Source organism: Providencia sp. TYF-12 (assembly GCF_041344805.1).
Classification (GTDB): Bacteria; Pseudomonadota; Gammaproteobacteria; order Enterobacterales; family Enterobacteriaceae; genus Providencia; species Providencia huashanensis.
Genome location: NZ_CP166833.1, coordinates 907,216 through 933,108 on the forward strand (window position 1 = coordinate 907,216; position 25,893 = coordinate 933,108).

The following is a 25,893-nucleotide window of genomic DNA, read 5'->3' on the forward strand; positions in this document are numbered from 1 at the left end:
CTCTTTAGTCGAGCATCATATTGATGTTCAGGTTGTACATAATCCACAGCGAGCCGACAACAACAATGCCGACAATTAGCATGGTGAACAGAAATGCAACCAGGTTCCAACGCTCATCTGATGAGGTATTCATATGTAAGAAACATACTAAGTGAACCAGTATTTGCACAACTGCCATGCCAACAACAGTCCAGAGGATTGTTGATGTTGACGCCGTGCCTTCCATCACCATCCAGAACGGAATGACGGTCAGGATAACTGATAGAATAAAGCCAATCAGGTATGTTTTAACGCTACCGTGGCTTGCTCCAGTGTGAGCATCTTTTGCATGACTCATTTAAATAGCCCCCAGAAGATAAACAACGGTAAATACACAAATCCAAACCACGTCTAAGAAGTGCCAGAACAGGCTTAGACAATTCAAACGTGTTTTGTTTACATCAGTCAGTCCACGACGAGTAACTTGGATCATCATGATAATAATCCAAATGAGACCCGCAGTTACGTGTAAACCATGCGTTGCAACTAGTGCAAAGAAGCCAGATAAGAAACCGCTACGGTCAGGACCAAAACCTTCAGCAATCAGCTCATGGAATTCATAAACTTCCATGATAACGAAGCCAAGGCCTAACAAAAACGTTGCAAACAGCCATAAGTTAACGGCAGCAATCTTACCTTTATGCATCGCAATCATTGCGAAGCCATAAGTGATACTACTTACCAAGAGTAAGAAAGTTTCGCCTAATACGAACTTCAGACTGAAGATATCTTTACCAGCTGGACCGCCAGCAGTTCCATCGGCCAAAACAACATAGGTAGCAAACAAACAAGCAAACAGAATCAAGTCGCTCATGATATAGAGCCAGAAACCGAATACTTTTGTTCCACCTGCATCGTGGTGCCCATGCTCAGCATGGGCGATATTTTGGTTAGTCATTGTATTAGTTGACATCGTTCACACCTGCCTTACGTAATTCTTCAAAGTGCTTATTCTCGATTTCTTCGATTTCAGCCACAGGTACGTAGTAATCAACATCTTCGTCGAAGCTTTTTGCAATCCAAGTTACGATCATTCCACCGAAACCAATGATTGCCATCCACCAGATGTGCCAAATCATTGCGAAACCTAAAATCAAGCTAAATGCGGCGATAATAACGCCTGCGCCTGTATTTTTCGGCATATGAATTTCTTCATATGAAGTTGGTTTCTTATGAGCAAGACCTTTTTCTTTTAGATCCCACCAAGCATCACGAGTTTGAACATGTGGCTCAATCGCGAAGTTATAGAATGGTGGTGGAGAAGAGGTTGCCCACTCAAGAGTACGTCCACCCCATGGGTCACCAGTTAGATCACGGTTTTCATGGCGGTCACGGATACTCACAATGATTTGGATAACTTGACATGCAATACCGAGTGCGATTAAAGCAGCACCGCCTGCGGCAACGACTAACATTGTATGATAAGTCGGGTCAATATTCTGGCTTAAGCGACGGGTCATACCCATAAAGCCCAGAATGTATAACGGCATAAAGGCTAAGAAGAAACCGATGATCCAGAACCAGAAGGCACGAACACCCCATTTCTCATTCAGCGTGAAGCCGTAAGCTTTCGGGAACCAGTAAGTCATACCTGCGAAGCACCCGAATACTACACCACCAATGATAACGTTATGGAAGTGGGCAATCAGGAATAAGCTGTTGTGCAGAACGAAGTTTGCACCAGGTACGGCTAACAGAACGCCGGTCATACCACCTACAGAGAAGGTGATGATGAAACCGATAGTCCACAGCATTGGAGATTTATATTCGATACGGCCTTGGTACATAGTAAACAGCCAGTTGAAGATCTTAACCCCTGTTGGGATTGCGATAATCATCGTGGCGATACCGAAGAAGGCGTTAACGTTCGCGCCTGAACCCATCGTAAAGAAGTGGTGCAACCAAACGATAAAGGACATAACGGTGATAACGATTGTTGCCCAAACTAATGAGGTATAACCGAATAAACGTTTTTTCGAGAAAGTTGCTGCAACTTCAGAGAATACACCGAACACAGGCAGAACAAGGATATACACCTCAGGGTGACCCCATGCCCAAATCAGGTTGATGTACATCATCATGTTGCCGCCCATATCGTTGGTGAAGAAATGGGTACCTAAATAACGGTCTAACGTCAGAAGAGTCAGCGTCACAGTTAAGATAGGGAATGCAGCAACAATCAATACGTTAGTACATAACGCAGCCCAGCTGAATACAGGCATTTTCATCATCGACATACCCGGCGTACGCATACGGATAATAGTTGCGATGAAGTTAACCCCTGTTAATAGTGTACCAATACCGGATATCTGGAGACTCCAGAGCCAATAATCGACCCCGACCCCCGGATTGTACTCCAAGCCAGATAGTGGCGGATAAGCTAACCAACCTGTTTGTGCGAATTCACCTACCCCTAAAGAGATGTTGATAAGAACAACACCGACTACAAAGAACCAGAAGCTCAATGAGTTAAGGAATGGGAAGGCAACGTCGCGTGCACCAATTTGCAGAGGTACAACGAGGTTCATCAGACCGACAACAAATGGAGTTGCCATGAAGAAAATCATGATAACGCCGTGTGCGGTAAAGATTTGGTCATAGTGATGAGGGTTTAAGAAGCCCTCTTGGCCAGCAGAAGCAAGTACTTGCTGACCACGCATCATAATCGCATCCGCAAAGCCACGGAACAACATGACCATAGCGACAATGATGTACATGACACCAATTTTTTTATGGTCAACAGAAGTCAACCATTCTTTCCACAACCATTTCCACTTACCAAAGTATGTAATCGCACCGACCAGTGCGAGTCCACCAAGGACAATACCAATCAGTGTGACAACGATAATTGGCTCATGGAGCGGAACTGCATCTAGTGTTAATTTTCCGAACATGCCCTTATTCCTCAGCGCCTGCTGCATGAGCACTGTGGCTCATTTGCATTGAATTGCCTGTAGTTTCTTTATGATCAGTCATTGAATGACCTTCATTTTCTACAGGAGCGTGACCTTTATGGTGCTCATGACCAAACTTCAGAACGATATCTTCATAAAGTTTAGGTTTCACGCTTGAGAAGTAGGTAACAGGAACGTTCATGCTTGGCTTAGCGACTTCGTCGAACGCCTGCATGGTATCCATTGTTTTAGGAGAAGCTTTTACCTTTTGTACCCACTCATCAAAACCTTGGCGGTCAGGAGTTGCAATAGCATTAAACTTCATATCAGAGAAGCCATGGCCACTATAGCTTGCAGAGAAGCCTTTATAAGTACCTGGTTCATTAGCGATTAAGTGAAGCTTAGTTTGCATACCCGCCATCGCGTAGATTTGGCCACCTAATGATGGAATGAAGAAAGAGTTCATCACCGAATCTGACGTGATTTTGAAGTTGACTGGCACACCCGTAGGGAATGCAATTTCGTTAACTGTAGCAATACCTTGCTCTGGATAAATAAATATCCATTTCCAGTCAGCCGAAATAACTTCGATTGTGACAGGTTCCTGATCACTAACTAATGGCTGATATGGGTCCAGCTCATGTGTTGTTTTCCAAGTAATAGTACCTAGAATAATGATAATGATGATAGGAACAGTCCAGCAGACTAACTCTATTTTATTTGAGTGAGCCCAGTTTGGACGGTACGTAGCTGACTTGTTGGATTCACGATATTTCATAGCGAAGATGATCGTCATGAAAATAACAGGAATAACAACAAGAAGCATTAAGCCAATTGCAATAAGAATTAGCTCTTTTTGTTTAACGCCAACGGCGCCTTTTGGATCCATCAACACCATATCGCATCCACCTAATAATAAGGCAGCTACAACGAGTGAGATTGCTCCGATACTTTTTTTGTAGTTCATAAGTCTCATCCACGACCCCAAATGACAAAGATTCTAATTGTCGTTTCATCAGTGCGGGCATTTTACGGTAAGGTTATGCGAGTGTAAATGATTGTAAGGCAAAGAAACGGAATTGTTAGCTCTTTATGTTAATATGATCACATGTAAAGAACTTATAAAGAAAAAGTTAAAATTGATACGTATTATAAGTATATATTGATAAAAGCCCGCTAATACTAAATTATCTTAGTAATTATTCAAAGAAAAATATATACAAAAGAAGCATAAAAACAAGCGAACTGATATGAATGATAAGTAAAATGCTAAGGGAAGTTACGGTTTTTATTGCTGATAAAACCATTTTTATGGTTTTATCAGCAAAATAGTAAAGAAAAATTATTACTTTACTGATAAAAAAAGAAAAATAATTAAATGCTAATGCAATTTTCTGGAGCGCGTTAGAATGTATACTTTAATGTATAAATGATTGCATCTTGGTAAAAAGTATCCCCTAACTTATTGTCAGCATAGCGATATTGCACACCCGCAGATAAGTGCTTGGTTGCATTCCACCAAAAAGCGATCGCCCCATTTATGCCATCGCGTTTGCCACCGTTATAGCGTTTATTTCTTGCAAATTCCATTTCGTGCCAGTTGGTGATCATAAAGTTTTCTTCTAACACGTTGAAATTATAACCGGCAACCCAACCTGCGACATAGCCATTATTTCCGGAATAGAATGTTTGGTCTGTATAATTCAATGCGATAAACGGTTTAAACCACAAGTCACCAAATGCGGTGTTATAACCGATACCATATAGCGTATTGACGTCATGGAAGTTGCCACCATATTTAGCTCCCGGCAATGACCAAGTTCCATAAACATGACCATACAAATTAAAACCCGTATCACCTAAATAGTAACGACCAGTTGTTTTAATGGTATAGCGGCGATTACGTCCGGAATCGGTGTGCTGAGAGTGGAACGGGTTTTCTAGATCAAAAAAACCATATAATTCACCCCAATTAAAATTAGCTCCTCCCTCTAATTCAATATAAGCAAAGTCTTTTTTACGCGTAGTCGTTTCTGTTTTTGTTTCAGTACGATGTGACCAATCTAAATAGTTTACATTGATATCAGCAAAGCCATTTTGATAGCCAATAAAATCGTCAGAATATGCCGTTCCGGCTATAGATGCTAAGGTTGCTATGCAAATGATTTTTTTCATAATAGATTATTTTCGTTTAATGATTAATAAGGTTGGGTTGTACGCTATCTGTTAACGCATTAGACAGTCCGCCTTTAACTTGTGATATATTAGTCTTTAAAATTGCAATTAAGAAATATATTTCAGTGTTATGGTGATCGTAATCACGATATTGAATTGGATTTAGTTAAATTTGCTATTTGGGTCTAATTTAATCAACAGATCAGATTCCCTAAACTAATAAGTTCTATTTAGGGAATTGATTTAATGGATGAGGGGGATTTAATGAAGGACTAGGATTGAGACGTTTTACGGACAGCTAGAAAATCTAAGCTACCACCTATAATTAAACTGATAGCGCCAATACTAATACCTGTATTAAATATTAGATTTTGATAACTAGGGAGAGCCAACCAAAACTCAATTTGTGTTGTAAATAAATACAGTTTCATGCCACTAAATGAGAACACAAGTAGCGAAAGCAGCCAAATAGATAGAAAACTGACCGCAGTAATTAGAGCATATACGGCAAAGCGGTAACCTTTGGCATATAACTCACGGCGCTGAAATAAGCCTGTAGTCTGTGTGTAAACCAAAGAGGTTCGGCAAGCTAATAATAGTAAAACCCCAGGAACAGCCACACCAATTGAAATTAGGTAGAAAAGCGGCCAGCCATAATTACTGACAAAAATACTAGCAATTGGCCCAATATATACACGCCCTACAGCAGAAAGCGCTGAAAGCAGTGCAAATTGCGTTGCTGACAATGATTTATTACACAATGTCATTAACAGGGCAACAAATGCAGCTGTTCCCATACCAGAGAAAATATTTTCAAGAAAAATAATTGAACCCATGGTGAGAATGTGTGGAGGTGTGATTGCTAAAAACCAATACCCTATATTTGACCCGCCTTGCAGTAACCCAAAAAGAAACAGAGCCTTAAATAAGCTCATGTTTTTCATTAGGTACCCACCTAAAAGCGCCCCAATAATGGTTGCTGCCATCCCAACCGTTTTATTGACAGTGCCAACCTCACTTAAGCTAAAGCCTAATGCATTCAATAAAAAGTTAGTATTCAACGCCATTACAAAGGCATCGCCGAGTTTATAAAACACTAACAGTAATAAAATCAGCCAAGCATTGTTGCGGCTAAAGAATTCAGCTAAGGGTTCGTAGATGGCTTTTTTTAGGGATGTGGGAGGAGCAGTATCTTCTTCAGGTTCTTTGGCTAGCAGTGTTGCGATAACACCAATAACCATTAACCCTGCCATCAGTAGGTAGAGTTGTTTCCAGGTTAAAAACTTATCGGCTAACCAAAGTGCAAGCCCACCAGAAACGAGCATGCTGATCCGATAGCCCATCACAGAGGTCGCAGCGCCAATTCCACGTTCTTCTGCACTGAGTAAATCGGTTTTATATGCGTCAAAAACAATATCTTGGGAGGCAGAGCAAAATGCAACAGTGACAGCTAACGCAGCAAGATACCATAAGTGTTCAGAAGGGTTCATGAAACCCATCGCGGCAATACTGATAATTAACAAAATCTGAGTTGTTAATAACCACCCACAGCGTCGGCCGAGGAATGGCGGGGTATAGCGATCCATCATAGGGGACCACAGAAACTTCAATACATAAGCTTGACCGACTAATGAAAAGAAACCAATGGTTCTGATATCAACATTTTCAACAGTTAACCAAGCCTGTAAAGTACCCGCAGTAAGTGCTAAAGGCAGCCCTGAGACAAAGCCTAAAAGAATTAAAGTAATATTATTGGGTAGTGTAAAACGAGGCATAATCCCCTCTAGGCCTAATGTTATATTGCTGCAATACATTGACTGGGGAGACATTGCACTGCGGAGCTAGTCGCCGCGCTAGGCTACCCAAGTCATGGTGATTAAAACTTGGATAGCTTAATACGTTATAGTGTAGATTGCCCGATTAATAGCGTGAATTCTGTCTGATAAAATCGGTGATTTCTTGGTCTGTAGCCATATCTGCAATTAAATCAGCCAATGCACTATTGATAGCAGTTTCTATTTTGGCATTACTCGCAGCCAACAATTCTTGCGTATTAAAGTTGCGTGTGAATGAACGCGTTTTGGTCGAACCATTCGGGGCTGTAGCTATAATACTAACGCTAGAGTTGACGGTAATATTGTGGCGTAAACTGCCTTCAGCAACTTTAGTCTCTAATTTATTCAATTGAACCACTAAATTCACATTTGCAGGCGATGTCACCATGAAGCCGCGCGCTGCCATTTGTTTTTCTACTGCTTCTTGCATGAGGTAACGCGGGTCACGCGATGGGTTAAGCACGACTAAGCTACCATTACGATTCACTTCTGCTAAGGACTTATTAGTGCGGTTATCAACACTACTGACACTAATCGATGTTGCATTTAATGTCGGGTTTTTAGCAGGTAAAGCAATTTTCGGTTCAAGTGATAGCGTGTTGCTGCTAGTTGCACATCCAGCGAGCAGGAACAACGCAACAAGTGGAAAACACAGTTTTTTTAACATAATTTTTCCCAGTTCATCTTTCCTAATTGAAAATGTTTCGTTATGGTGCGGGTAACCGTTATACAATATAGAATGTTGTGGTTTATTTTCCCTGAACGGTTAGACAACATTTTTTAAAAAAATTCGCACTAACGTATCGCTATCATAACATTGCCAAATCATAATCGGGTATTTCTATAATAAGAAGACAACATTAATTAAGATGTGCAATATAGTTTACTGAACTTACCAATACTAGAGAGAATCACAATTTAAGGAGTATTTTATGGTCGCTAATGCATCGCAAAGTATGCAAGATCGAGTGAGCCAAAAATTACAAACTGCTTTTGAACCTTCACATTTAGATGTGATCAACGAAAGTCATCAACACAATGTATTACCGGGTTCAGAAAGCCATTTTAAGGTAGTTTTAGTCAGCGATAAATTTGAGAATAAACGAATGCTTGCTCGTCATCGTGAAATTTATGCTATTTTAGCCGATGAATTAGCGGGGGGCATCCATGCTCTTGCTTTGCACACTTATACACAAAAAGAATGGGATGAGCTTGCCAATACGGCATTAAAATCGCCAGCTTGTCGTGGTGTTGGTGGAGTAAACCGGTAATTTTTAGTTTCAGTTAATAGACTGAAACTATTCTTTTGATAATTTATCATTCCTATGATGGGTTTGATGAGTATTTTTTCTTCAAATTTTGAAGGGAAATAAAAAATTTAGTCAGAAAAGTCACAAATAAAGAGGAAAAATCGCTTCTTTTCTCAGCTTTTCTCGACTCAGGGCGCATGCATCGGTATAATGCTGCGTCTAATTTTCAGTAAGGTTTCGGGACGCTTCTGATATCAGGGATGACCGTTATGAAAGTAACGCCCCCGGTTCTGGAAGGGAGACAGCCAATATGATTTAATGGCATAACTCTGGAGTAGACCGATCACTAAGATTTATTTTGAGGTAAGAAGATGCAAGTTTCTGTTGAAACGACTCAAGGCCTTGGGCGTCGTGTAACAATCACCGTTCCTGCCACTGATATTGAAAAAGCAGTAAATAGCGAGCTAGTCAGCGTTGCTAAAAAAGTGCGTATTGATGGTTTCCGTAAAGGGAAAGTACCAATGAATATTGTTAAACAACGTTACGGTGCGTCAGTTATGCAAGACGTTCTGGGCGATGTTATGCAACGCAACTTCATTAACGCTATTATTGAGCAAAAAATCAACCCAGCGGGTGCGCCTAGTTACAAACCAGAGCAACTCGAAGACGGTAAAGATTTTGTCTATTCAGTTGAATTCGAAGTTTACCCAGAAATCGAATTAACAGGTTTAGAAACGATTGAAGTTGAAAAACCGGCTGTATCTGTAAAAGATGAAGATCTGGAAAGCATGTTAGAAACTCTGCGTAAGCAACAAGCGGAGTGGAAAGAAGTTGAAGCAGCAGCAGAAGCTGATTCTCGTATCACTATCAACTTCACTGGTTCTATTGATGGTGAAGAGTTTGAAGGTGGTAAAGCAGAAGACTTCGCATTAGTTATGGGTGAAGGTCGCATGATCCCAGGCTTTGAAGAAGGCGTTGTTGGCCACAAAGCTGGCGAAGAGTTTGAGATTGAAGTTAACTTCCCTGAAGATTACCACGCTGAAAACCTGAAAGGTAAAGCAGCAAAATTTGCTATCGTTCTGAAGAAAGTAGAACAGCGCGAATTACCTGAATTCACTGAAGAATTCATTAAGCGTTTCGGTATCGCTGATGGTTCTTTAGATGGTCTGCGTGCAGAAGTGCGTAAAAACATGGAACGTGAACTGAAAAATGCAGTTCGTAACCGTGTGAAGGCTCAAGTATTAGAAGGTCTGATCAAAGCTAATGACATCGAAGTTCCAGCAGCGGTTGTTGATGGTGAAATCGATGTTCTGCGTCGCCAAGCTGCACAGCGTTTTGGTGGTGATGAAAAACAAGCGATGGAATTACCACGTGAACTGTTCGAAGAACAAGCTAAACGTCGCGTTGTTATCGGCCTGCTGTTAGGCGAAGTGATCAACAAAAATGAGCTGAAAGCTGACGAAGATCGCGTTAAAGCGCTAATCGAAGAGATGGCATCTGCATACGAAGATCCAGCTGAAGTTATCGAATACTATAGCAAAAACGAAGAGTTAATGAACAGCGTTCGTAACTTAGCTTTAGAAGAACAAGCCGTTGAAACTGTACTGGCGGTTGCTAAAGTGACAGAAAAAGAAACTAACTTTACTGAGCTGATGAACCAAGTTCAAGCTGGTTAATTTTTTTCTTGCTGTAGAAAATAAAAAACCCGTAGTGTGTTACTGCGGGTTTTTTGTCAATTAAAGCCGTTAAATTAACACTTTTGTGAATTTAGCTAGGTTAGCCTTGAAAATCACATTTAAACCCTAATTATATTATCTATACTTCAAGTAGCATGAATGTGCTCACTATACTTCAAGCTGTAATGTGGTTGATTATGTTTATACATACTAGTTACATACAAATGTGCACTCTAAGAGGCTGATTGGCTTGTGGTCTAGCTACCACGTGAATGATTTAGAGTATAGTTTTTGATTTGCGAAAAGCTTTAATTGAGATTTGAATTATTTTAAATAGCTTAACATTGAAGAAAGTGCTGATATCAGCCTAACGGGTTATTTCGCAAATTTTGAAAATCAGGTAAGGTTTTCTAATGGGATAATCCGTGTAACCTAATTAACTTGTGTTAAACTATTTTCAACAGCGTCTTGTTTACTGCAGCATATTTAGCTGCATTTTCTTCTTAATTTTTATCTGTGACGCGGTTAAATTTTAGCTAAACTAAAAATAAGAAGATCGCAACAGGTTGCAGGCACGGTCTTTTTTTAAGGCAGATGTTTTAAAGACAGTTGTTTGTGGCACGATCTCTGCTCTATATAGCGGACAGAAAGCAAATTAGGCGCAAGCACCAGAACGTTTTTAATAGGAGATTTCGATGTCACATTTTGGCAGTCAGGAACAATTAGCATCCCAAATGGCACTTGTGCCAATGGTCGTAGAGCAAACCTCCCGTGGTGAGCGCTCATATGATATTTACTCACGTCTATTAAAAGAACGGATTATCTTCCTGACAGGTCAAGTGGAAGACCATATGGCGAACTTAATCGTCGCTCAAATGTTATTTCTTGAAGCAGAAAACCCTGAAAAAGATATTCATCTGTATATTAATTCACCTGGTGGTGTGATTACAGCAGGAATGTCAATTTATGACACAATGCAATTTATCAAGCCTGATGTGAGTACTATTTGTATGGGGCAAGCATGTTCCATGGGGGCTTTCTTATTGACAGCAGGTACGAAAGGTAAACGTTTTTGTTTACCTAACTCACGAGTCATGATCCACCAACCATTGGGTGGCTACCAAGGCCAAGCGACAGATATTGAAATTCATGCTCAAGAAATCCTCAAAGTGAAAGCACGTATGAATGAGCTAATGGCTCAACATACTGGGAAATCTATTGAAGAAATTAACCGTGACACGGAGCGTGACCGTTTCTTATCGGCTAATGAAGCAAAAGAATATGGTTTAGTCGACCAAATTTATAGTAGCCGTTAATGGGTCAACTTTTGGTATAATTAGTTTATACCATAAACTATTTTAAGAAATTGCGGCTTTGTTTTTAGCTTTAATTAAGAAAAACAAAGCGGTATAGATAAAAGTGAGGTCAACTGATGACAGAGAAACGCAAAGAGGGGACAGGCAAACTGCTTTACTGTTCTTTCTGCGGAAAAAGTCAGCATGAAGTTCGTAAGCTGATTGCCGGTCCGTCAGTCTATATTTGTGATGAATGTGTAGATTTATGTCTCGACATCATCCGTGAAGAGATCAAGGAACTTGCACCGCATCGCGAGCGTAGTGAATTGCCGACTCCACATGAAATTAGGCAACATCTTGATGACTATGTTATTGGCCAAGAAAAGGCAAAAAAAGTCTTAGCTGTTGCGGTATATAATCACTACAAGCGCCTACGTAATGGTGATAAAACCAGTGATGGTGTTGAACTAGGTAAAAGTAACATTTTGCTTATAGGGCCAACAGGTAGCGGTAAAACTCTCTTAGCTGAGACATTAGCTCGTTACTTGGATGTACCGTTTACAATGGCTGATGCAACAACATTAACTGAAGCTGGTTATGTTGGTGAAGACGTTGAAAACATCATTCAAAAGCTTTTGCAAAAATGTGACTATGATGTTGAAAAAGCACAGCGTGGAATTGTATATATAGATGAAATTGATAAAATTTCACGTAAATCAGATAACCCATCAATTACTCGTGATGTTTCCGGTGAAGGTGTGCAGCAAGCGTTACTGAAACTTATTGAAGGGACGGTTGCGGCGGTACCACCACAAGGTGGTCGTAAGCACCCTCAACAAGAGTTTTTGCAAGTTGATACATCAAAAATCCTGTTTATCTGTGGTGGTGCATTTGCCGGTTTAGACAAAGTCATTGGGCAACGTTTAAACACGCGTTCTGGTATTGGCTTTGCTGCGGAAGTTAAAGGTGAATCAGAGAAAGCAACGGAAGGTGAATTGCTGACTCAAGCAGAGCCAGAAGACTTAATTAAGTTTGGCTTAATTCCTGAATTTATTGGCCGTCTGCCAGTTGTTGCAACGCTGACAGAACTAAGCGAAGAAGCATTAATTCAGATTCTGCAAGAACCAAAAAATGCCTTAACCAAGCAATACCAAGCGTTATTTAGCCTTGAAGGGACTGAACTCGAGTTTCGTGAAGAAGCATTAAAGGCAATTGCGAAAAAAGCAATGGCACGTAAAACGGGTGCACGTGGTTTACGTTCTATTGTTGAAGCGGCATTGCTGAATACTATGTATGACCTTCCTTCAATGAGTGATGTTGAGAAAGTTGTTGTCGATGAAAATGTAATTAACGAACAGTCTGAACCTTTGTTGATTTACAGTAAACCTGAGGCTCAAGCTTCTGGCGATAACTAATCCTTAATAAACGTTCAATAATTAATCAAACAAAATGAGGGGTTTCCCTCATTTTGTTTTTTATGTTCAACTAGCTATTGAATGCTAAAATCTTGTCCCCATATAGTTTATATTCTGAGGTGTGGTTTCCTTGTTTTAGAAAGTAATTTTAGAATAAGAAACAGAAACCCTTAAACTAGCGTGAGCTAAACGAAGAGAGAGCTTTATGAATCCTGAGCGTTCCGAACGCATTGAAATACCAGTATTGCCTCTGCGTGATGTAGTGGTATACCCACATATGGTGATCCCACTGTTTGTTGGACGTGAAAAATCCATTCACAGTCTGGAAGCAGCGATGGATCATGACAAGCAAGTGATGCTGGTTGCGCAAAAAGAAGCCTCGACTGATGAGCCAGGGGTGAATGATTTATTTGCTGTAGGTACTGTTGCATCCGTTATTCAGATGCTGAAACTACCTGATGGCACCGTTAAAGTCCTCGTTGAAGGGCTAAAACGCGCACGTATTACGAGCTTGACTGATAATGGCGAATATTTCTTAGCACAAGCGGAATATTTAGCCCCAGAACAAGATACACAAGCTGAAAACGTAGTTTATGACGAAACAACCGCGGGCTCTCAGTCATCAAGTGTACTTGATGAAAAAGAAAACGAAGTTTTATATCGTACTATTGTTAGTCAGTTTGAAAGCTACATAAAATTAAATAAGAAAATACCACCTGAAGTACTAACGGCATTGCATGCGATAGAGCAAGATCAGCTAGATAAACTAGCGGATACCATTGCGTCTCACATGCCATTGAAATTAGCTGATAAGCAGCGTGTTTTGGAAATGGCAAATATTGCTGAACGCGTTGAATTCTTGATGGCAATGATGGAATCAGAAACTGAATTGCTGCAAGTAGAAAAACGTATCCGCAATCGCGTTAAAAAACAGATGGAAAAAAGCCAGCGTGAGTACTATCTGAATGAGCAAATGAAAGCTATTCAGAAAGAGCTTGGTGAAATGGACGATGCGCCAGACGAGTATGAATCGCTAAAACGTAAGATTGAAGAAGCGAAAATGCCAAAAGAGGCACAAGAAAAAGCCGAAGCTGAGTTGCAGAAGCTGAAAATGATGTCTCCGATGTCTGCAGAAGCTACAGTTGTTCGTAGCTATATTGATTGGATGGTACAAGTACCATGGAATAAGCGTAGCAAAGTTAAAAAAGATTTAGTTAAAGCGCAAGAAGTGCTAGATACCGATCACTACGGCTTAGAGCGCGTGAAAGATCGGATTTTAGAATATCTGGCAGTACAGAGCCGTGTTAGCAAAATTAAAGGGCCAATTCTTTGCTTAGTTGGGCCTCCGGGCGTTGGTAAAACGTCATTGGGGCAATCCATTGCGAAGGCAACAGGCCGTCAGTACACTCGCATGGCTTTAGGTGGGGTACGTGATGAAGCAGAAATTCGTGGTCACCGCCGTACTTATATTGGTTCTATGCCGGGCAAACTTATCCAAAAAATGGCTAAAGTTGGGGTGAAAAACCCGCTATTCCTATTGGATGAAATTGACAAGATGTCATCTGACATGCGTGGCGACCCCGCTTCTGCATTGTTAGAGGTCCTTGATCCAGAACAAAATATTGCATTTAATGATCACTATTTAGAAGTCGATTACGATCTGTCCGATGTTATGTTTGTTGCGACGTCTAACTCGATGAATATTCCGGCGCCATTATTAGACCGTATGGAAGTTATTCGTCTTTCTGGTTATACAGAAGATGAAAAACTGAACATAGCGAAAAAACATCTATTGTCTAAGCAAATAGAACGTAATGCTTTGAAAAAGGGTGAGCTTACTATTGATGATAGCGCCCTAATGAGCATCATTCGTTACTATACTCGCGAAGCTGGTGTACGTGGTTTAGAGCGTGAAATTTCAAAACTGTGCCGTAAGGCAGTTAAAGCTTTATTAATGGATAAAAAGCTTAAGCATATTGAAATTAATGCAGACAACCTGAAAGACTATCTGGGCGTTCGTCGCTTTGATTATGGCCAAGCGGATACTGAAAACCGTGTAGGGCAAGTTACTGGTCTTGCTTGGACTGAGGTTGGTGGTGACTTACTTACCATTGAGACCGCCTGTGTTCCAGGTAAAGGTAAGTTAACTTATACCGGTTCTTTAGGTGAAGTGATGCAAGAATCTATCCAAACGGCATTAACCGTAGTTAGAGCTCGTGCAGAAAAATTGGGTATTAATAGCGATTTTTATGAAAAACGCGATATTCATGTCCATGTTCCTGAAGGCGCGACACCGAAAGATGGTCCAAGTGCGGGGATTGCCATGTCAACGGCATTGGTATCTTGCTTAACGGGTAATCCTGTTAGAGCAGACGTGGCTATGACAGGGGAAATTACATTAAGAGGGTTAGTTTTCCCAATCGGTGGCTTAAAAGAGAAACTATTGGCGGCACACCGTGGAGGGATTAAAACCGTATTAATCCCTAAAGAAAACGAACGTGATTTAGAAGAAATTCCTCAAAATGTGATCGCTGATCTGGAAATTCATCCAGTAAAAACTATTGAAGAAGTGCTTTCTTTGGCTTTAGTTAACCCTCCATTTGGGGCTGAAGTTGTAAAAAATAAAGCTAAAAGAGTGAGCTGAATCAAGAAGTTTGTATAAAATTAAGGCTGATAGCTAATTTAGGGCTTGTCAGCCTTTTTTTTCATAGCTACTTTAGCGATGATTCTGATAATTGTTTGTATGTAATCTGTTCTCTTGCCATTGGTAATCAGGATTGATATAACGACTGCATCATTAATTAACTATACTAATAACCGTTAGAGTTAATTAAGAGATTTATAGTCCAACTAATATGGGGATGATAAGAGTGAATAAAGCTCAACTGATTGATCAAATCGCTTCTGATGCGAATATTTCTAAAGCTGCAGCAGGTCGTGTTGTTGACGCGTTCGTCGCTACTGTAACGGGCTCTCTTAGTAAAGGGGACGATGTTGCTCTAGTTGGCTTTGGTACTTTTTCTGTTCGTGAGCGTGCAGCACGTACAGGCCGTAACCCTCAAACGGGTAAAGAAATTAAAATCGCTGCGGCGAAAGTTCCAGCTTTCCGTCCAGGCAAGGGTCTTAAAGACGCTGTTAATAGCTAATTAGGTATTTAAGTTTGTCTTTCTTGCATTTTTGCGAAAACTCAAACTGACGGAATGTCTTTAATCAGCTAATATATAAGCGCACCATGTAAATGGTGCGCTTTTTTTTCTTTCTGAGTTAAGATTAGCGTATTATCAGGAAATTGAATTCAACAAAGCGGAGTTAAGCCTTTTTATGATGGAAAATTTACGCACAAAGGCAAATAGTCCTTTGCTCAAAATAATACTAGCGCTGATAATCCTTTCATTTGTGTTAGGTGGCGTTATGATGGGCGGCATCGGAGGCAATAGTGCAAATAATGCAGCCGAAGTTAACGGTCAGCCAATTAGCAGGGAACAGTTGCAGCAGGCCTTTCAGCAGGAACGTCAGTCATTGCAAGAATATCTGGGAGATAAATTCTCAGAAGTGGCTAGTAACGAAGAAAGCATGAATTTGCTGCGCCGCCAAGCACTTGATAACTTGATTAACAATGAATTGATTAATCAATATGCTAATGAACTAAACCTGTCAGCAAGCGATCAGCAAATTGAGCAATCTATATTCTCAATGCAAATTTTCCAAACAGATGGTCGATTTGATAGCGAAAAGTACCGTGAGATTTTACAGCGTTACAATATCAATGCAGATAGCTTTGCAGCACAAATTCGCCAAGACCTTACACGCGCACAGTTAGGTAAAACCTTTACCGGTACAGATTTTGCTTTGCCATCTGAGGTTAAAGCATATGCACAACTGTATATGCAAGAACGTGAAATTCGTACGGCAACGTTACCTTTAGCTGATGTTCAAGGTAAACAAACCGTTTCAGACGATGAATTAAAAGCTTATTACGATGCTAACCAAGATAGCTTTATTTCACCTGAAAAAGTGAAAGTAAGCTATGTTGAAATGGATGCGGCATCTATGCCAGCAGCAACAGTATCTGATGAAGATGTGAAAGCATATTATGAGCAAAACCTGAAAAACTATACTCAGGCTGAGCAAAAACAATATAGTATGATCCAAGTAGCTTCAGAAAAAGAAGCAAATGATATCCTAAACGAACTGAAAGCAGGGGCTGATTTTGCTGCCATTGTAGCTGAAAAGTCGACGGATATATTCAGCGCTAAACAAAAAGGTCTTATTGGTTGGATGGAAGCATCATCAACACCAAGTGAGATTGCTGATGCAAAATTAACTGAGAAAGGCCAACTTTCTGCCCCAATCAAGTCACAAAATAACTATATTATTTTCCGCTTAGATGATATTAAACCAGAATTAACTAAGCCTTTTGAACAAGTTAAAGAAAGTATCAAAAACAGTTTACTGCAAGATAAAAACATCAAACAGTTCTATGACTTACAACAAAAGGTTAGTGAAGCAGCAACAAATGATATGGAATCATTAGTTTCAGTTGAATCTGTTTCAGGTTTGAAATCAATCACAACGGATTGGTTTGACCGCAATAATCCTCCGGCGGCACTTAACTTCCCGAAAGTGATTAACGAGGTATTTAGTGATCGCTTAGTTGATAAAAATGGTTCTAAAGGTATTAACTCAGACGTTATTAACGTAGAAGGTGACCGTGCATTTGTTGTACGTGTTACAGAGTATAAGCCTGAAAACATTGAACCTTTTGACACTGTTAAGCCTGAAATAGAAGCTTTAGTTAAACGTCAAAAAGCAGAAGCAGAACTTAAAGCAACGAGTGAGAAACTACTGGCTGAGCTGAAAGCAGGTAAAGGCGAAGAAGCTCTGAATGCAGCAGGCATTAAATTTACGGATGTTCAAACAGTTTCACGTTTGATGCCACAGACTGCGATTATCAATGCATCAATGGAAATGGCTGAACCGGCTGAAGGTAAACCAAACTATGCCATTGCACGTGATGAATCTGATAATTATGTGATTATTCAGTTAGATAAAGTCACTTTAGGCCAACCAACGGAAGATGAGTTAAAACAGCTGTCACGTGAATACCAAGGGGCGATGAGCTCTGCGGTTAACGAAGCTCTGATGCTTAACTTACGTGAAAATGCAAAAATTGAAGTGTTGAATATGGAATAATTGCGAGAAGCTTCGCAATTTAATTTGCAACATTATAAATGAAAGGTCACCTTTGGGTGGCCTTTCGCATTTAAATAACCCTCTGAAAGCTTTCATTGTTTTTCTTTGTCATTGTTACTTCTCAACACACACAGGAGAATCATTATGTTATGGAATACAGTGATGAAACATGGGGCTAATACCGTACTTCTTCTTTCTCTATTAGGGGCTTTTACTTCTTTTTCTTTAGCGAAGAAGATTGAAGCGGAAAAACCCACAACAGCACTTGTGCAAAAAAAAGCGTCAAATGAAAATTCACAACTCATATCTTCAGAGCAATCAGACAAAGTCAATATTAATTCAGCAAGTGTAGATGAGCTAGCACAAAAGCTGAGTGGCATCGGCAAGCAAAAAGCGAAAGCAATTGTTGAATATAGGCAAAAGTATGGGGCTTTTAATTCAATTGAAAATATTCTAGAAGTTCAGGGGATAGGGCCTGCATTTTTAGAGAAAAATAAAGATAAAATTGTACTGTAGTTGAATATTCCCCATACATTGTGGTTCATTCAATTGTATGGGGATACCATTTTAATGGTGGGTAATTGAGCTGTAATATTAATTTATTGTAAATAATTTGGGAGCTAGATCTTATTTCTGGTATTCATTCAGCATATTTTCCGTACATTTGTTATTTTTATGTTATCTAAAATTAAACTGGTCGGAGTAGTTAGAATGACAACACATGTCAAGATCCATGGTTACCATATTGATGTTTTCCAACATGTTAATAATGCACGTTATTTGGAATTTTACGAAGCAGACCGTTGGGAATGGATGAATAAGCGTAATTTCATTAATTGGGCGATAAAAAATAATCTAACTATGGCTGCGGTGAATATTAACGTAAATTATATCCAAGGAGTGCTGTTAGGTGATGAGCTTACTGTTGTAACGCGTATGGATAAAATAGGCTCTAAGAGTGCGGTGTGCTATCAGCAAATTATCCGTAATAACGCGGGGGGAGCAGAAGTGGTATCTGACGCTTATGTTACGTTTGTTTTTATCGATAATATAACTAATAAAGCCATTGTTATAGATGATGAGTTACGTGAAAAACTAGCATCGTTCAAATCAGGGACTGATGATTTCATTCAGAACTAGCCTACCTAAAAAGTGGTTAGGCAGGCGTATCTCTGTTCGGTTTAGTTTGTTTTTTGTTGCTGCTGTTTTAGAGAGAGCATGACAGCTTCTTTGTCATCTAAATATTCATGTAAGCCTTTGCTTCGTAGGTGGCATGCAGCACATTCACCACATCCGTCACCTTGAATCCCATTATAGCAAGTGAGTGTTTGCTTCCTAATGGTCTCAAGGTGGCCATAACTGTCGGCAAGAGCCCATGTTTGGGCTTTATTCAGCCACATTAATGGGGTTTCAAAACGTATATTTTTAGCGAGCCCAAGGTCAACCGCGTGGTTAAGGGCTTTGACAAACTCATCTCGGCAATCAGGGTAACCGGAAAAGTCAGTTTCACAAACACCAGTAATGACGGCTTCAGCTTGTACTTGGTAAGCATATATTGCCGCTAATGTGAGAAATAAAATATTACGACCGGGTACAAAAGTACTTGGCAGACTGCTCGATTCGCTTTCTGTAAAATCAGGCACAGGGATATTATCCCGAGTTAAACTACTGATCGCTAACTCATTGAGTAAGGTCACATCTAAAACCTTATGAGCATTGGCACCAAGTGATACACTTAACTTTTGTGCAACTTCGATTTCAAAGCGATGACGCTGCCCGTAATCAAAAGTAACACAATGCACTTCGTCATAGTTTTGTAAGGCCTGAATGAGGCAGGTTGTTGAGTCTTGCCCTCCGCTAAAGACCACCACTGCACGTTTCATAGGGACTCCTTGGTGATATCACGTTGCTTAAAAAGAGTATTAATTCTCTGCTTTCATGTTAGCGACACTGTAATTTAATTAACAGTTCTATTTTTATAAATTTCCATTGATTAGCGTGCTATTTGTACTCTTATTTGGTTATCTGGGTAAAATTCTTCTATAATAATGTCAATTGGTAACATTTTTATTGTTTTTAAATGATGAGATTTTGCTTAATATTGGTAATTCAAATAATAGAAAGATAAAAGAGCATTTCCACCTAAGCCATGAGGGCAATTATGTTAGATAAAATAGACAAAAAACTGCTTTTTTTATTACAAAATGACAGTAGTCTATCTTTAAACACCCTGGCAGAAGCTGTCAATTTAACCTCTACACCATGCTGGAAAAGACTAAAACGACTCGAGGATGATGGCTATATTCGGGGTAGAGTAACGTTATTAGATGGTGAGAAACTTGGGTTAGGTTTAACTGTCATCGTAACAATTAAAACACAGCACCATAATAGTGAATGGTATGAACAGTTTGTGTCTTTCGTGAGTCAACTTCCTGAAGTGCTAATGTTTTATCGCATGGCTGGTGAATATGACTATCTTATGCAGGTAGAAGTTCACGATATGAAATCCTACGATTTGTTTTACAAAAAACTGGTTAATGGGGTACATGGCTTAATTGATGTAACGTCCAGCTTTGCGATGGAAAAAATTAAATATACTACGGTGCTGCCAATCCCCGATTAGCGCAATTTTGTTGGTAAACGACACGAGCGTTTCAGTTATGTATAAATAAATTAACATTATCCAAGGCAGTAATACGTGCGATTATTTTCACAACTAAGTTGGTATTTTTTGAGCGAATGGAAGCGCTATTTTGGCGCAGTTTGCTTTTTAATTATTATTGCAATTCTACAACTGGTTCCGCCGCGCATCGTGGGTGTCGTGGTTGATGGCATAAGTAAAGATACTATGCCTAAAAAACAGTTGGTGACATATATCTTATTAATGCTGCTTATTGCATTGGTTGTTTATGGCCTGAGGTACGTTTGGCGACTATGGCTATTTGGGGCATCTTATAAGCTGGCAGTTCAATTGCGCCAAAAATTTTATCGACAATTAAGCTTACAAAATCAACAGTTTTATCTTAAATATCGAACTGGGGATCTAATCGCTCGTACAACAAATGATGTGGATCGTGTGGTATTTGCTGCTGGAGAGGGTGTTTTAACGCTAGTAGACTCATTGGTTATGGGGTGTGCAGTATTAATCATGATGAGCGTTGAAATTAGTTGGCAGCTCACATTGCTTGCGCTTATTCCGATGCCGATCATGGCAATGGTTATTAAGCGTTACGGCGATCAGCTCCATCATCGTTTCAAGCACGCTCAAGGTGCGTTTTCATCTTTGAACAATCACGCACAAGAGAGCTTAACCAGTATTCGTATGATCAAAGCGTTTGGCCTTGAAGATCATCAGTCGAATCAATTTGAACAAGTGGCAACGGAAGCGGGGCGTCGTAATATGCATGTTGCGAAAGTCGATGCTCGTTTTGATCCAACAATTTTTTTAGCGATAGGCATGGCAAATTTGCTCGCTATTGGTGGCGGAAGTTGGATGGTGCTAAATGGCACTTTGACTTTAGGTGAGTTAACTAGTTTCGTGATGTATTTAGGGTTGATGATTTGGCCAATGTTAGCCCTTGCTTGGATGTTTAACATTGTCGAACGAGGAAGTGCGGCTTACAGCCGTATCTTAAGTTTATTAAATGAGCCTCTCGTTATTCAAGATGGTTCCCATTCATTACAGCCTGAAAAAGGGCCGTTGGATGTGAACATAATAAGGTTTAGTTACCCAGAAACAACGCGAGTCGCATTACATGATATTCAGTTTAACCTGCAACCAGGGCAGTTTTTAGGTATCTGTGGGCCAACGGGGGCGGGGAAATCAACATTGCTGGCATTATTACAACGTCAGTTTGATATCACTGAAGGGGCTATTTGTTATCAAGGGCAGCCCTTGTCTGAAGTATTACTAGATGAATGGCGCGCAAGGCTATCGGTAGTAAACCAATCTCCATTTTTATTTTCAGAAACTGTCGCAGGGAATATTGCTCTAGGAAGACCAGAAGCTAGCCAAGAAGAAATAGAGCAGGCGGCTCGGATTGCTTGTGTACATGATGATATTTTACGTCTGCCTGAGGGGTACTTAACCCAAGTCGGTGAGCGTGGAGTGATGCTTTCTGGAGGGCAAAAGCAACGGATCTCAATAGCACGGGCTATCTTACAAAATGCAGAAATACTTATATTGGATGATGCGCTTTCAGCAGTAGATGGGCAAACAGAGTTTACTATTTTGCAAAATTTAAGCCGCTGGCGACAAGGGCGAACCTTAATTATTAGTGCTCATCGCTTATCTGCATTGGTTGAAGCAGACAATATTATAGTGTTATCCCAAGGAGCTATGGTTATTCAAGGTAGGCATGAGGCGTTAATTAGCCAGACTGGTTGGTATAAAGATATGTATCATTATCAACAAATTGAAGCTGCTTTGGATGGTGATTTATGAGCCAGAAAAAACCACTTTGGCCAGCATTGAAGCGCTTATTATCTTATGGCAAAGCATACCGGGGTACAATGGGAATTGCCATTGCTATGCTATGGTTAGCCGCGATTGCAGAAGTCAGTGGGCCGCTATTGATCAGTTATTTTATTGATAATATGGTCGCGAAAAAGCAAATCATTATGCCATTGACGTTATATATGGCTATTGGCTTTATATTGCTTCAAGTTATTGCTGCGTTATTACATTATTATCAGATTATTTTATTTAACAAAGCATCAGTGGGGGTTGTGCAAACATTACGAACTGATGTGATGAATGCTGCCTTGCGACAGCCACTAAGTGCATTTGATAAACAGCCTGTTGGCCAGCTAATTTCACGAGTGACTAATGATACCGAGGTGATTAAAGACCTGTTTGTCATGGTCGTGCCAACGGTTTTTCGCAGTTTAGCACTGATTTGTGCCATGTTAGTTGCGATGTTTTCATTAGAATGGAGAATGGCATCTATTGCTGTGATGATTTTCCCTGCTGTATTTGTGGTGATGATTGTTTATCAGAGGTTGAGCACACCGATAGTACGTCGTGTTAGGTCTTACCTTGCTGATATTAACAACGGTTTTAATGAAGTGATTAATGGAATGACCGTTATTCAGCAGTTTCTACAGCAAGCAAGGTTCGGGGCAAAAATGCAAGAGGTCAACCAAGACCACTATTTTGCACGGATGAAAGCTTTAAAATTAGATGGTTTGTTACTAAGACCATTACTGAGTTTATTTTCTGCATCAGTATTGTGTGGGTTGTTGCTACTGTTTGGGTTTGAAGGAACAACGACGATTGGTGTTGGTGTTTTATATGCATTTATTAATTATTTGGGGCGATTAAACGAACCATTAATTGAATTAACCTCTCAACAATCCATGCTACAGCAAGCGGTTGTATCAGGTGAGCGAGTTTTTGAATTAATGGATAGCCCACAACAGGGTTATGGCGAAAGCCTTGTCCCATTGCAAGGTGGCTCAATTACCATTAACCACCTATCTTTTGCCTATCGTAATGACAAAATAGTGTTGCAAGATATCAACTTACACGTACCTGATAATAATTTTATAGCTTTAGTTGGTCACACAGGAAGTGGTAAAAGTACTATTGCTAATTTAATTATGGGTTATTACCCATGGCAAAAAGGTGAGATCCTATTAGATGGGCGAGATTTAAATTCATTGTCTCACCATGTATTAAGAAATGGTATTGCGATGGTACAGCAAGACCCTGTCGTACTTGCAGCTTCATTTTTTGACAATGTGGCGCTTGGGCGTAATATTAATCAAGAGAAAGTCTGGGATGTTCTTGAAATTGTTCAACTTGCAGAGTTAGTTCGCACTTTACCTGAGGGGTTAGACACAGTATTAGGTGAACAAGGAAATACCTTATCTGTAGGTCAAAGGCAGTTATTAGCGATGGCTAGGGTGCTGGTGGTGACCCCGAAAATTTTAATCCTAGATGAAGCAACTGCAAATATAGATTCAGGGACAGAGCAAGCGATACAAAAAGCGCTTCGAGTGATCCGTCAACATACAACACTGGTGGTGATTGCCCATCGTTTATCAACGATAGTTGATGCCGACCAAGTTGTTGTGTTACATCGTGGTGCAATTGTTGAGCAAGGTCAACATCTACAACTTTTACAACAAAAAGGGCGTTATTATCAAATGTACCAGTTACAACAAGTTGGGGAGTCGTTGAATGCCCTCAGTGATGCTGAAAAAGAAGTTGTAACCAGTTAATTATTCTGCACCATTATAATGCACACCTTAAAACCACTCAGCCGAGTGGTTTTTTATTTTGTCTTTTCTTTTTGATTTTTAAGCAAAAAAACATTTTGGCATAAGTTTTGCTCTGACGTCAGTACTGCTCGCTAAATTGAGTGGGTTATTGGTATGACTTATAGGAGTAAATATGAAATACATCATCGCAATTATTAAGCCATTTAAATTAGATGAGGTTCGAGAAGCGCTGTCTGATGTCGGTATTCAAGGGCTTACCATTACTGAAGTTAGGGGGTTTGGGCGGCAAAAAGGGCACGCAGAGTTATATAGAGGAGCTGAATATACTGTTGATTTTTTGCCCAAAGTACGAATGGAAATAGCGGTGTTAGATGAACAGTTAGAGCAGGTCATTGAGACCATTGAGGGTGTTGCTTGTACCGGACAGGTAGGGGACGGAAAAATATTTGTTTTGCCTCTAGAACAAGCTGTACGGATCCGTACGGGTGAAAAACAAGATGAAGCACTGTAGGAGAATGACGATGCGTAAATGGTTCCTAGTCGTATATATATGGGTATTAATGGGTTTTCCAATGAGCGTGTTTGCTTCGCCAAAAGAAGTCGATAAAGCCGATAATGCTTTTATGATGATAGCTACTGCATTGGTTATTTTTATGATTGTACCGGGTATTGCACTGTTTTATGGCGGGTTATTAAGAAGTAAAAATGTGCTTTCTTTAATGGCGCAAACAACGGTGATCTTTGCATTGGTATCTGTTATTTGGATTGTTTATGGTTATAGTTTGGCTTTTAGTGAAGGAAATGCTTTTTTTGGTGGTTTTAACCAAGTGTTACTTAAAAACATTTCAGTAGAAAGTTTATCCGGTTCAATTCCCCAGTTTGTGCATGTGGCGTTTCAAGGTGCATTTGCATGTTTAACTGTTGCATTAGTTGTTGGCGCATTAGGAGAACGCATTAAATTTTCTGCCATTCTCATTTTTACCGTTATTTGGACTACATTTGCTTACTTACCTATGGCTCACATGGTCTGGGGAGGCGGTATTCTTTCTCAAGATGGTGCGCTTGATTTTGCAGGGGGCACTGTTGTACACATTAATGCCGCTGTTGCAGGTTTAGTTGGTGCTTACTTACTTGGGCATCGAACAGGATTAGGAAAGGAAGCAATTAAACCTCATAACTTACCGATGGTATTTATGGGGACATCTATTTTATTTGTTGGGTGGTTTGGCTTCAATGCAGGGTCGGCGGGAAGTGCAGATGGTATTGCTGCTCTGGCATTTATCAATACGATTGCGGCAGCGGCTGGAGCAATCCTGTCTTGGACATTTGCCGAGTGGATTTTTAGGGATAAGCCCTCATTGTTAGGTGCTTGCTCTGGTTGCTTAGCGGGGTTGGTTGGTGTGACTCCTGCCGCAGGAACTGTCGGGGTTGGTGGGGCGCTAATCATCGGTTTGCTTTCTGGGATCGCCGGCTTATGGGGCGTGGTCATTCTTAAACGTTGGTTAAAAGTAGATGATGTTTGTGATGTTTTTGGTGTTCATGGGGTCTGCGGTATCTTAGGGTGCTTGTTGACAGGGGTATTTACTGCCAGCACATTAGGCGGAAGTGGTTATGCAGAAGGAATTACTATGATGAAACAAGTTGGTATTCAAGCTGTTAGCATTTTAGTCTGTGTGGTTTGGACTGCGATTGTTGCCTTTATTGCTTTTAAGATAGCAGCTAAAACATTCGGTCTAAGAATTACAGTAGAGAAAGAAAGGGAAGGTTTAGATATAACTTCTCATGGTGAAAGTGCTTACAATTAAACAAGTACGGCACGATATGATAATGCTGAAAACAGGATAAATACTGTGTTCTATTCGAATTGATAATGGCAGTTTATTGTTTGCTGCCATT

Annotated in this window: 21 protein-coding genes and 1 pseudogene; 14 read left to right on the plus strand and 8 right to left on the minus strand. The window is 40.1% G+C overall.

What is annotated here, in order from left to right; genetic code table 11:
- Positions 1 to 4: 4 nt before the first annotated feature.
- From ABE954_RS03935 to ABE954_RS03965, 7 genes are all read right to left on the minus strand, one after another.
- A complete protein-coding gene (locus ABE954_RS03935; RefSeq protein WP_042846921.1) occupies positions 5 to 337 on the minus strand; it encodes a cytochrome o ubiquinol oxidase subunit IV in 333 nt (110 codons plus the stop codon).
- Complete coding sequence (locus tag ABE954_RS03940; RefSeq protein ID WP_042846920.1) at positions 338 to 952, minus strand: cytochrome o ubiquinol oxidase subunit III; 615 nt, start codon at positions 950 to 952, stop codon at positions 338 to 340.
- Positions 942 to 2,933, minus strand: coding sequence for a cytochrome o ubiquinol oxidase subunit I (cyoB, locus tag ABE954_RS03945; protein WP_042846919.1), 1,992 nt, complete (start codon positions 2,931 to 2,933; stop codon positions 942 to 944). The genes ABE954_RS03940 and cyoB overlap by 11 nt, the downstream gene beginning before the upstream one ends.
- A 4-nt stretch (positions 2,934 to 2,937) precedes the next feature.
- Positions 2,938 to 3,909, minus strand: a complete 972-nt coding sequence (gene cyoA, locus ABE954_RS03950; RefSeq protein ID WP_042846918.1) for a cytochrome o ubiquinol oxidase subunit II — start codon at positions 3,907 to 3,909, stop codon at positions 2,938 to 2,940.
- A 428-nt stretch (positions 3,910 to 4,337) separates the two neighbouring features.
- A complete protein-coding gene (locus ABE954_RS03955) occupies positions 4,338 to 5,108 on the minus strand; it encodes an outer membrane protein OmpK (RefSeq protein WP_240133471.1) in 771 nt (256 codons plus the stop codon).
- 272 nt (positions 5,109 to 5,380) lie between these two features.
- Positions 5,381 to 6,883, minus strand: a complete 1,503-nt coding sequence (locus ABE954_RS03960) for an MFS transporter (protein ID WP_371025732.1) — start codon at positions 6,881 to 6,883, stop codon at positions 5,381 to 5,383.
- Between the two features lie 145 nt (positions 6,884 to 7,028).
- Positions 7,029 to 7,610, minus strand: a complete 582-nt coding sequence (locus ABE954_RS03965; RefSeq protein ID WP_042846912.1) for a YajG family lipoprotein — start codon at positions 7,608 to 7,610, stop codon at positions 7,029 to 7,031.
- Positions 7,611 to 7,875: 265 nt separating this feature from the next.
- On the opposite strand from ABE954_RS03965, the gene bolA reads away from it, so the two are divergent.
- The 9 genes from bolA (at position 7,876) to ABE954_RS04010 (ending at position 18,912) form a co-directional block, all read left to right on the plus strand.
- Positions 7,876 to 8,214: a transcriptional regulator BolA gene (gene bolA, locus ABE954_RS03970; RefSeq protein WP_071547712.1), complete on the plus strand. Its 339-nt coding sequence runs from the start codon at positions 7,876 to 7,878 to the stop codon at positions 8,212 to 8,214.
- 350 nt (positions 8,215 to 8,564) lie between these two features.
- A complete protein-coding gene (gene tig / locus ABE954_RS03975) occupies positions 8,565 to 9,869 on the plus strand; it encodes a trigger factor (protein WP_042846908.1) in 1,305 nt (434 codons plus the stop codon).
- A 695-nt stretch (positions 9,870 to 10,564) separates the two neighbouring features.
- Positions 10,565 to 11,185, plus strand: coding sequence for an ATP-dependent Clp endopeptidase proteolytic subunit ClpP (gene clpP, locus ABE954_RS03980; RefSeq protein ID WP_042846907.1), 621 nt, complete (start codon positions 10,565 to 10,567; stop codon positions 11,183 to 11,185).
- Positions 11,186 to 11,301: 116 nt separating this feature from the next.
- Entirely contained in the window at positions 11,302 to 12,579 is a 1,278-nt protein-coding gene (clpX, locus tag ABE954_RS03985) for an ATP-dependent protease ATP-binding subunit ClpX (RefSeq protein ID WP_042846906.1), read from the plus strand.
- A 205-nt stretch (positions 12,580 to 12,784) separates the two neighbouring features.
- Positions 12,785 to 15,223, plus strand: coding sequence for an endopeptidase La (lon, locus tag ABE954_RS03990; RefSeq protein ID WP_042846905.1), 2,439 nt, complete (start codon positions 12,785 to 12,787; stop codon positions 15,221 to 15,223).
- Between the two features lie 226 nt (positions 15,224 to 15,449).
- The gene (gene hupB, locus ABE954_RS03995; protein ID WP_004914513.1) at positions 15,450 to 15,725 is read left to right on the plus strand and encodes a nucleoid-associated protein HU-beta; all 276 of its coding nucleotides are present in this window, start codon (positions 15,450 to 15,452) and stop codon (positions 15,723 to 15,725) included.
- A 175-nt stretch (positions 15,726 to 15,900) separates the two neighbouring features.
- Positions 15,901 to 17,772, plus strand: coding sequence for a peptidylprolyl isomerase (gene ppiD / locus ABE954_RS04000; protein ID WP_042846904.1), 1,872 nt, complete (start codon positions 15,901 to 15,903; stop codon positions 17,770 to 17,772).
- Between the two features lie 144 nt (positions 17,773 to 17,916).
- Positions 17,917 to 18,288, plus strand: coding sequence for a ComEA family DNA-binding protein (locus ABE954_RS04005; protein WP_071547714.1), 372 nt, complete (start codon positions 17,917 to 17,919; stop codon positions 18,286 to 18,288).
- 195 nt (positions 18,289 to 18,483) lie between these two features.
- Positions 18,484 to 18,912, plus strand: a complete 429-nt coding sequence (locus ABE954_RS04010; protein WP_129466855.1) for a thioesterase family protein — start codon at positions 18,484 to 18,486, stop codon at positions 18,910 to 18,912.
- A gap of 41 nt (positions 18,913 to 18,953) precedes the next feature.
- On the opposite strand, the gene queC is transcribed toward ABE954_RS04010, so the two are convergent.
- Positions 18,954 to 19,655, minus strand: a complete 702-nt coding sequence (queC, locus tag ABE954_RS04015) for a 7-cyano-7-deazaguanine synthase QueC (protein WP_042846900.1) — start codon at positions 19,653 to 19,655, stop codon at positions 18,954 to 18,956.
- Positions 19,656 to 19,933: 278 nt separating this feature from the next.
- Between queC and ABE954_RS04020 the strand changes: the two genes are divergently transcribed.
- The 5 genes and pseudogenes from ABE954_RS04020 to amtB form a co-directional block, all read left to right on the plus strand.
- Positions 19,934 to 20,395: an Lrp/AsnC family transcriptional regulator gene (locus tag ABE954_RS04020; protein WP_042846899.1), complete on the plus strand. Its 462-nt coding sequence runs from the start codon at positions 19,934 to 19,936 to the stop codon at positions 20,393 to 20,395.
- A 75-nt stretch (positions 20,396 to 20,470) separates the two neighbouring features.
- A complete protein-coding gene (locus ABE954_RS04025; protein WP_071547717.1) occupies positions 20,471 to 22,216 on the plus strand; it encodes a SmdA family multidrug ABC transporter permease/ATP-binding protein in 1,746 nt (581 codons plus the stop codon).
- A complete protein-coding gene (locus ABE954_RS04030; RefSeq protein ID WP_210814450.1) occupies positions 22,213 to 23,997 on the plus strand; it encodes a SmdB family multidrug efflux ABC transporter permease/ATP-binding protein in 1,785 nt (594 codons plus the stop codon). Before ABE954_RS04025 ends, ABE954_RS04030 begins: the two co-directional genes overlap by 4 nt.
- A gap of 172 nt (positions 23,998 to 24,169) precedes the next feature.
- Complete coding sequence (locus ABE954_RS04035; RefSeq protein WP_042846895.1) at positions 24,170 to 24,508, plus strand: P-II family nitrogen regulator; 339 nt, start codon at positions 24,170 to 24,172, stop codon at positions 24,506 to 24,508.
- 79 nt (positions 24,509 to 24,587) lie between these two features.
- A pseudogene (gene amtB / locus ABE954_RS04040) lies at positions 24,588 to 25,802 on the plus strand (ammonium transporter AmtB); the annotation flags it as partial.
- Positions 25,803 to 25,893: the final 91 nt, after the last annotated feature.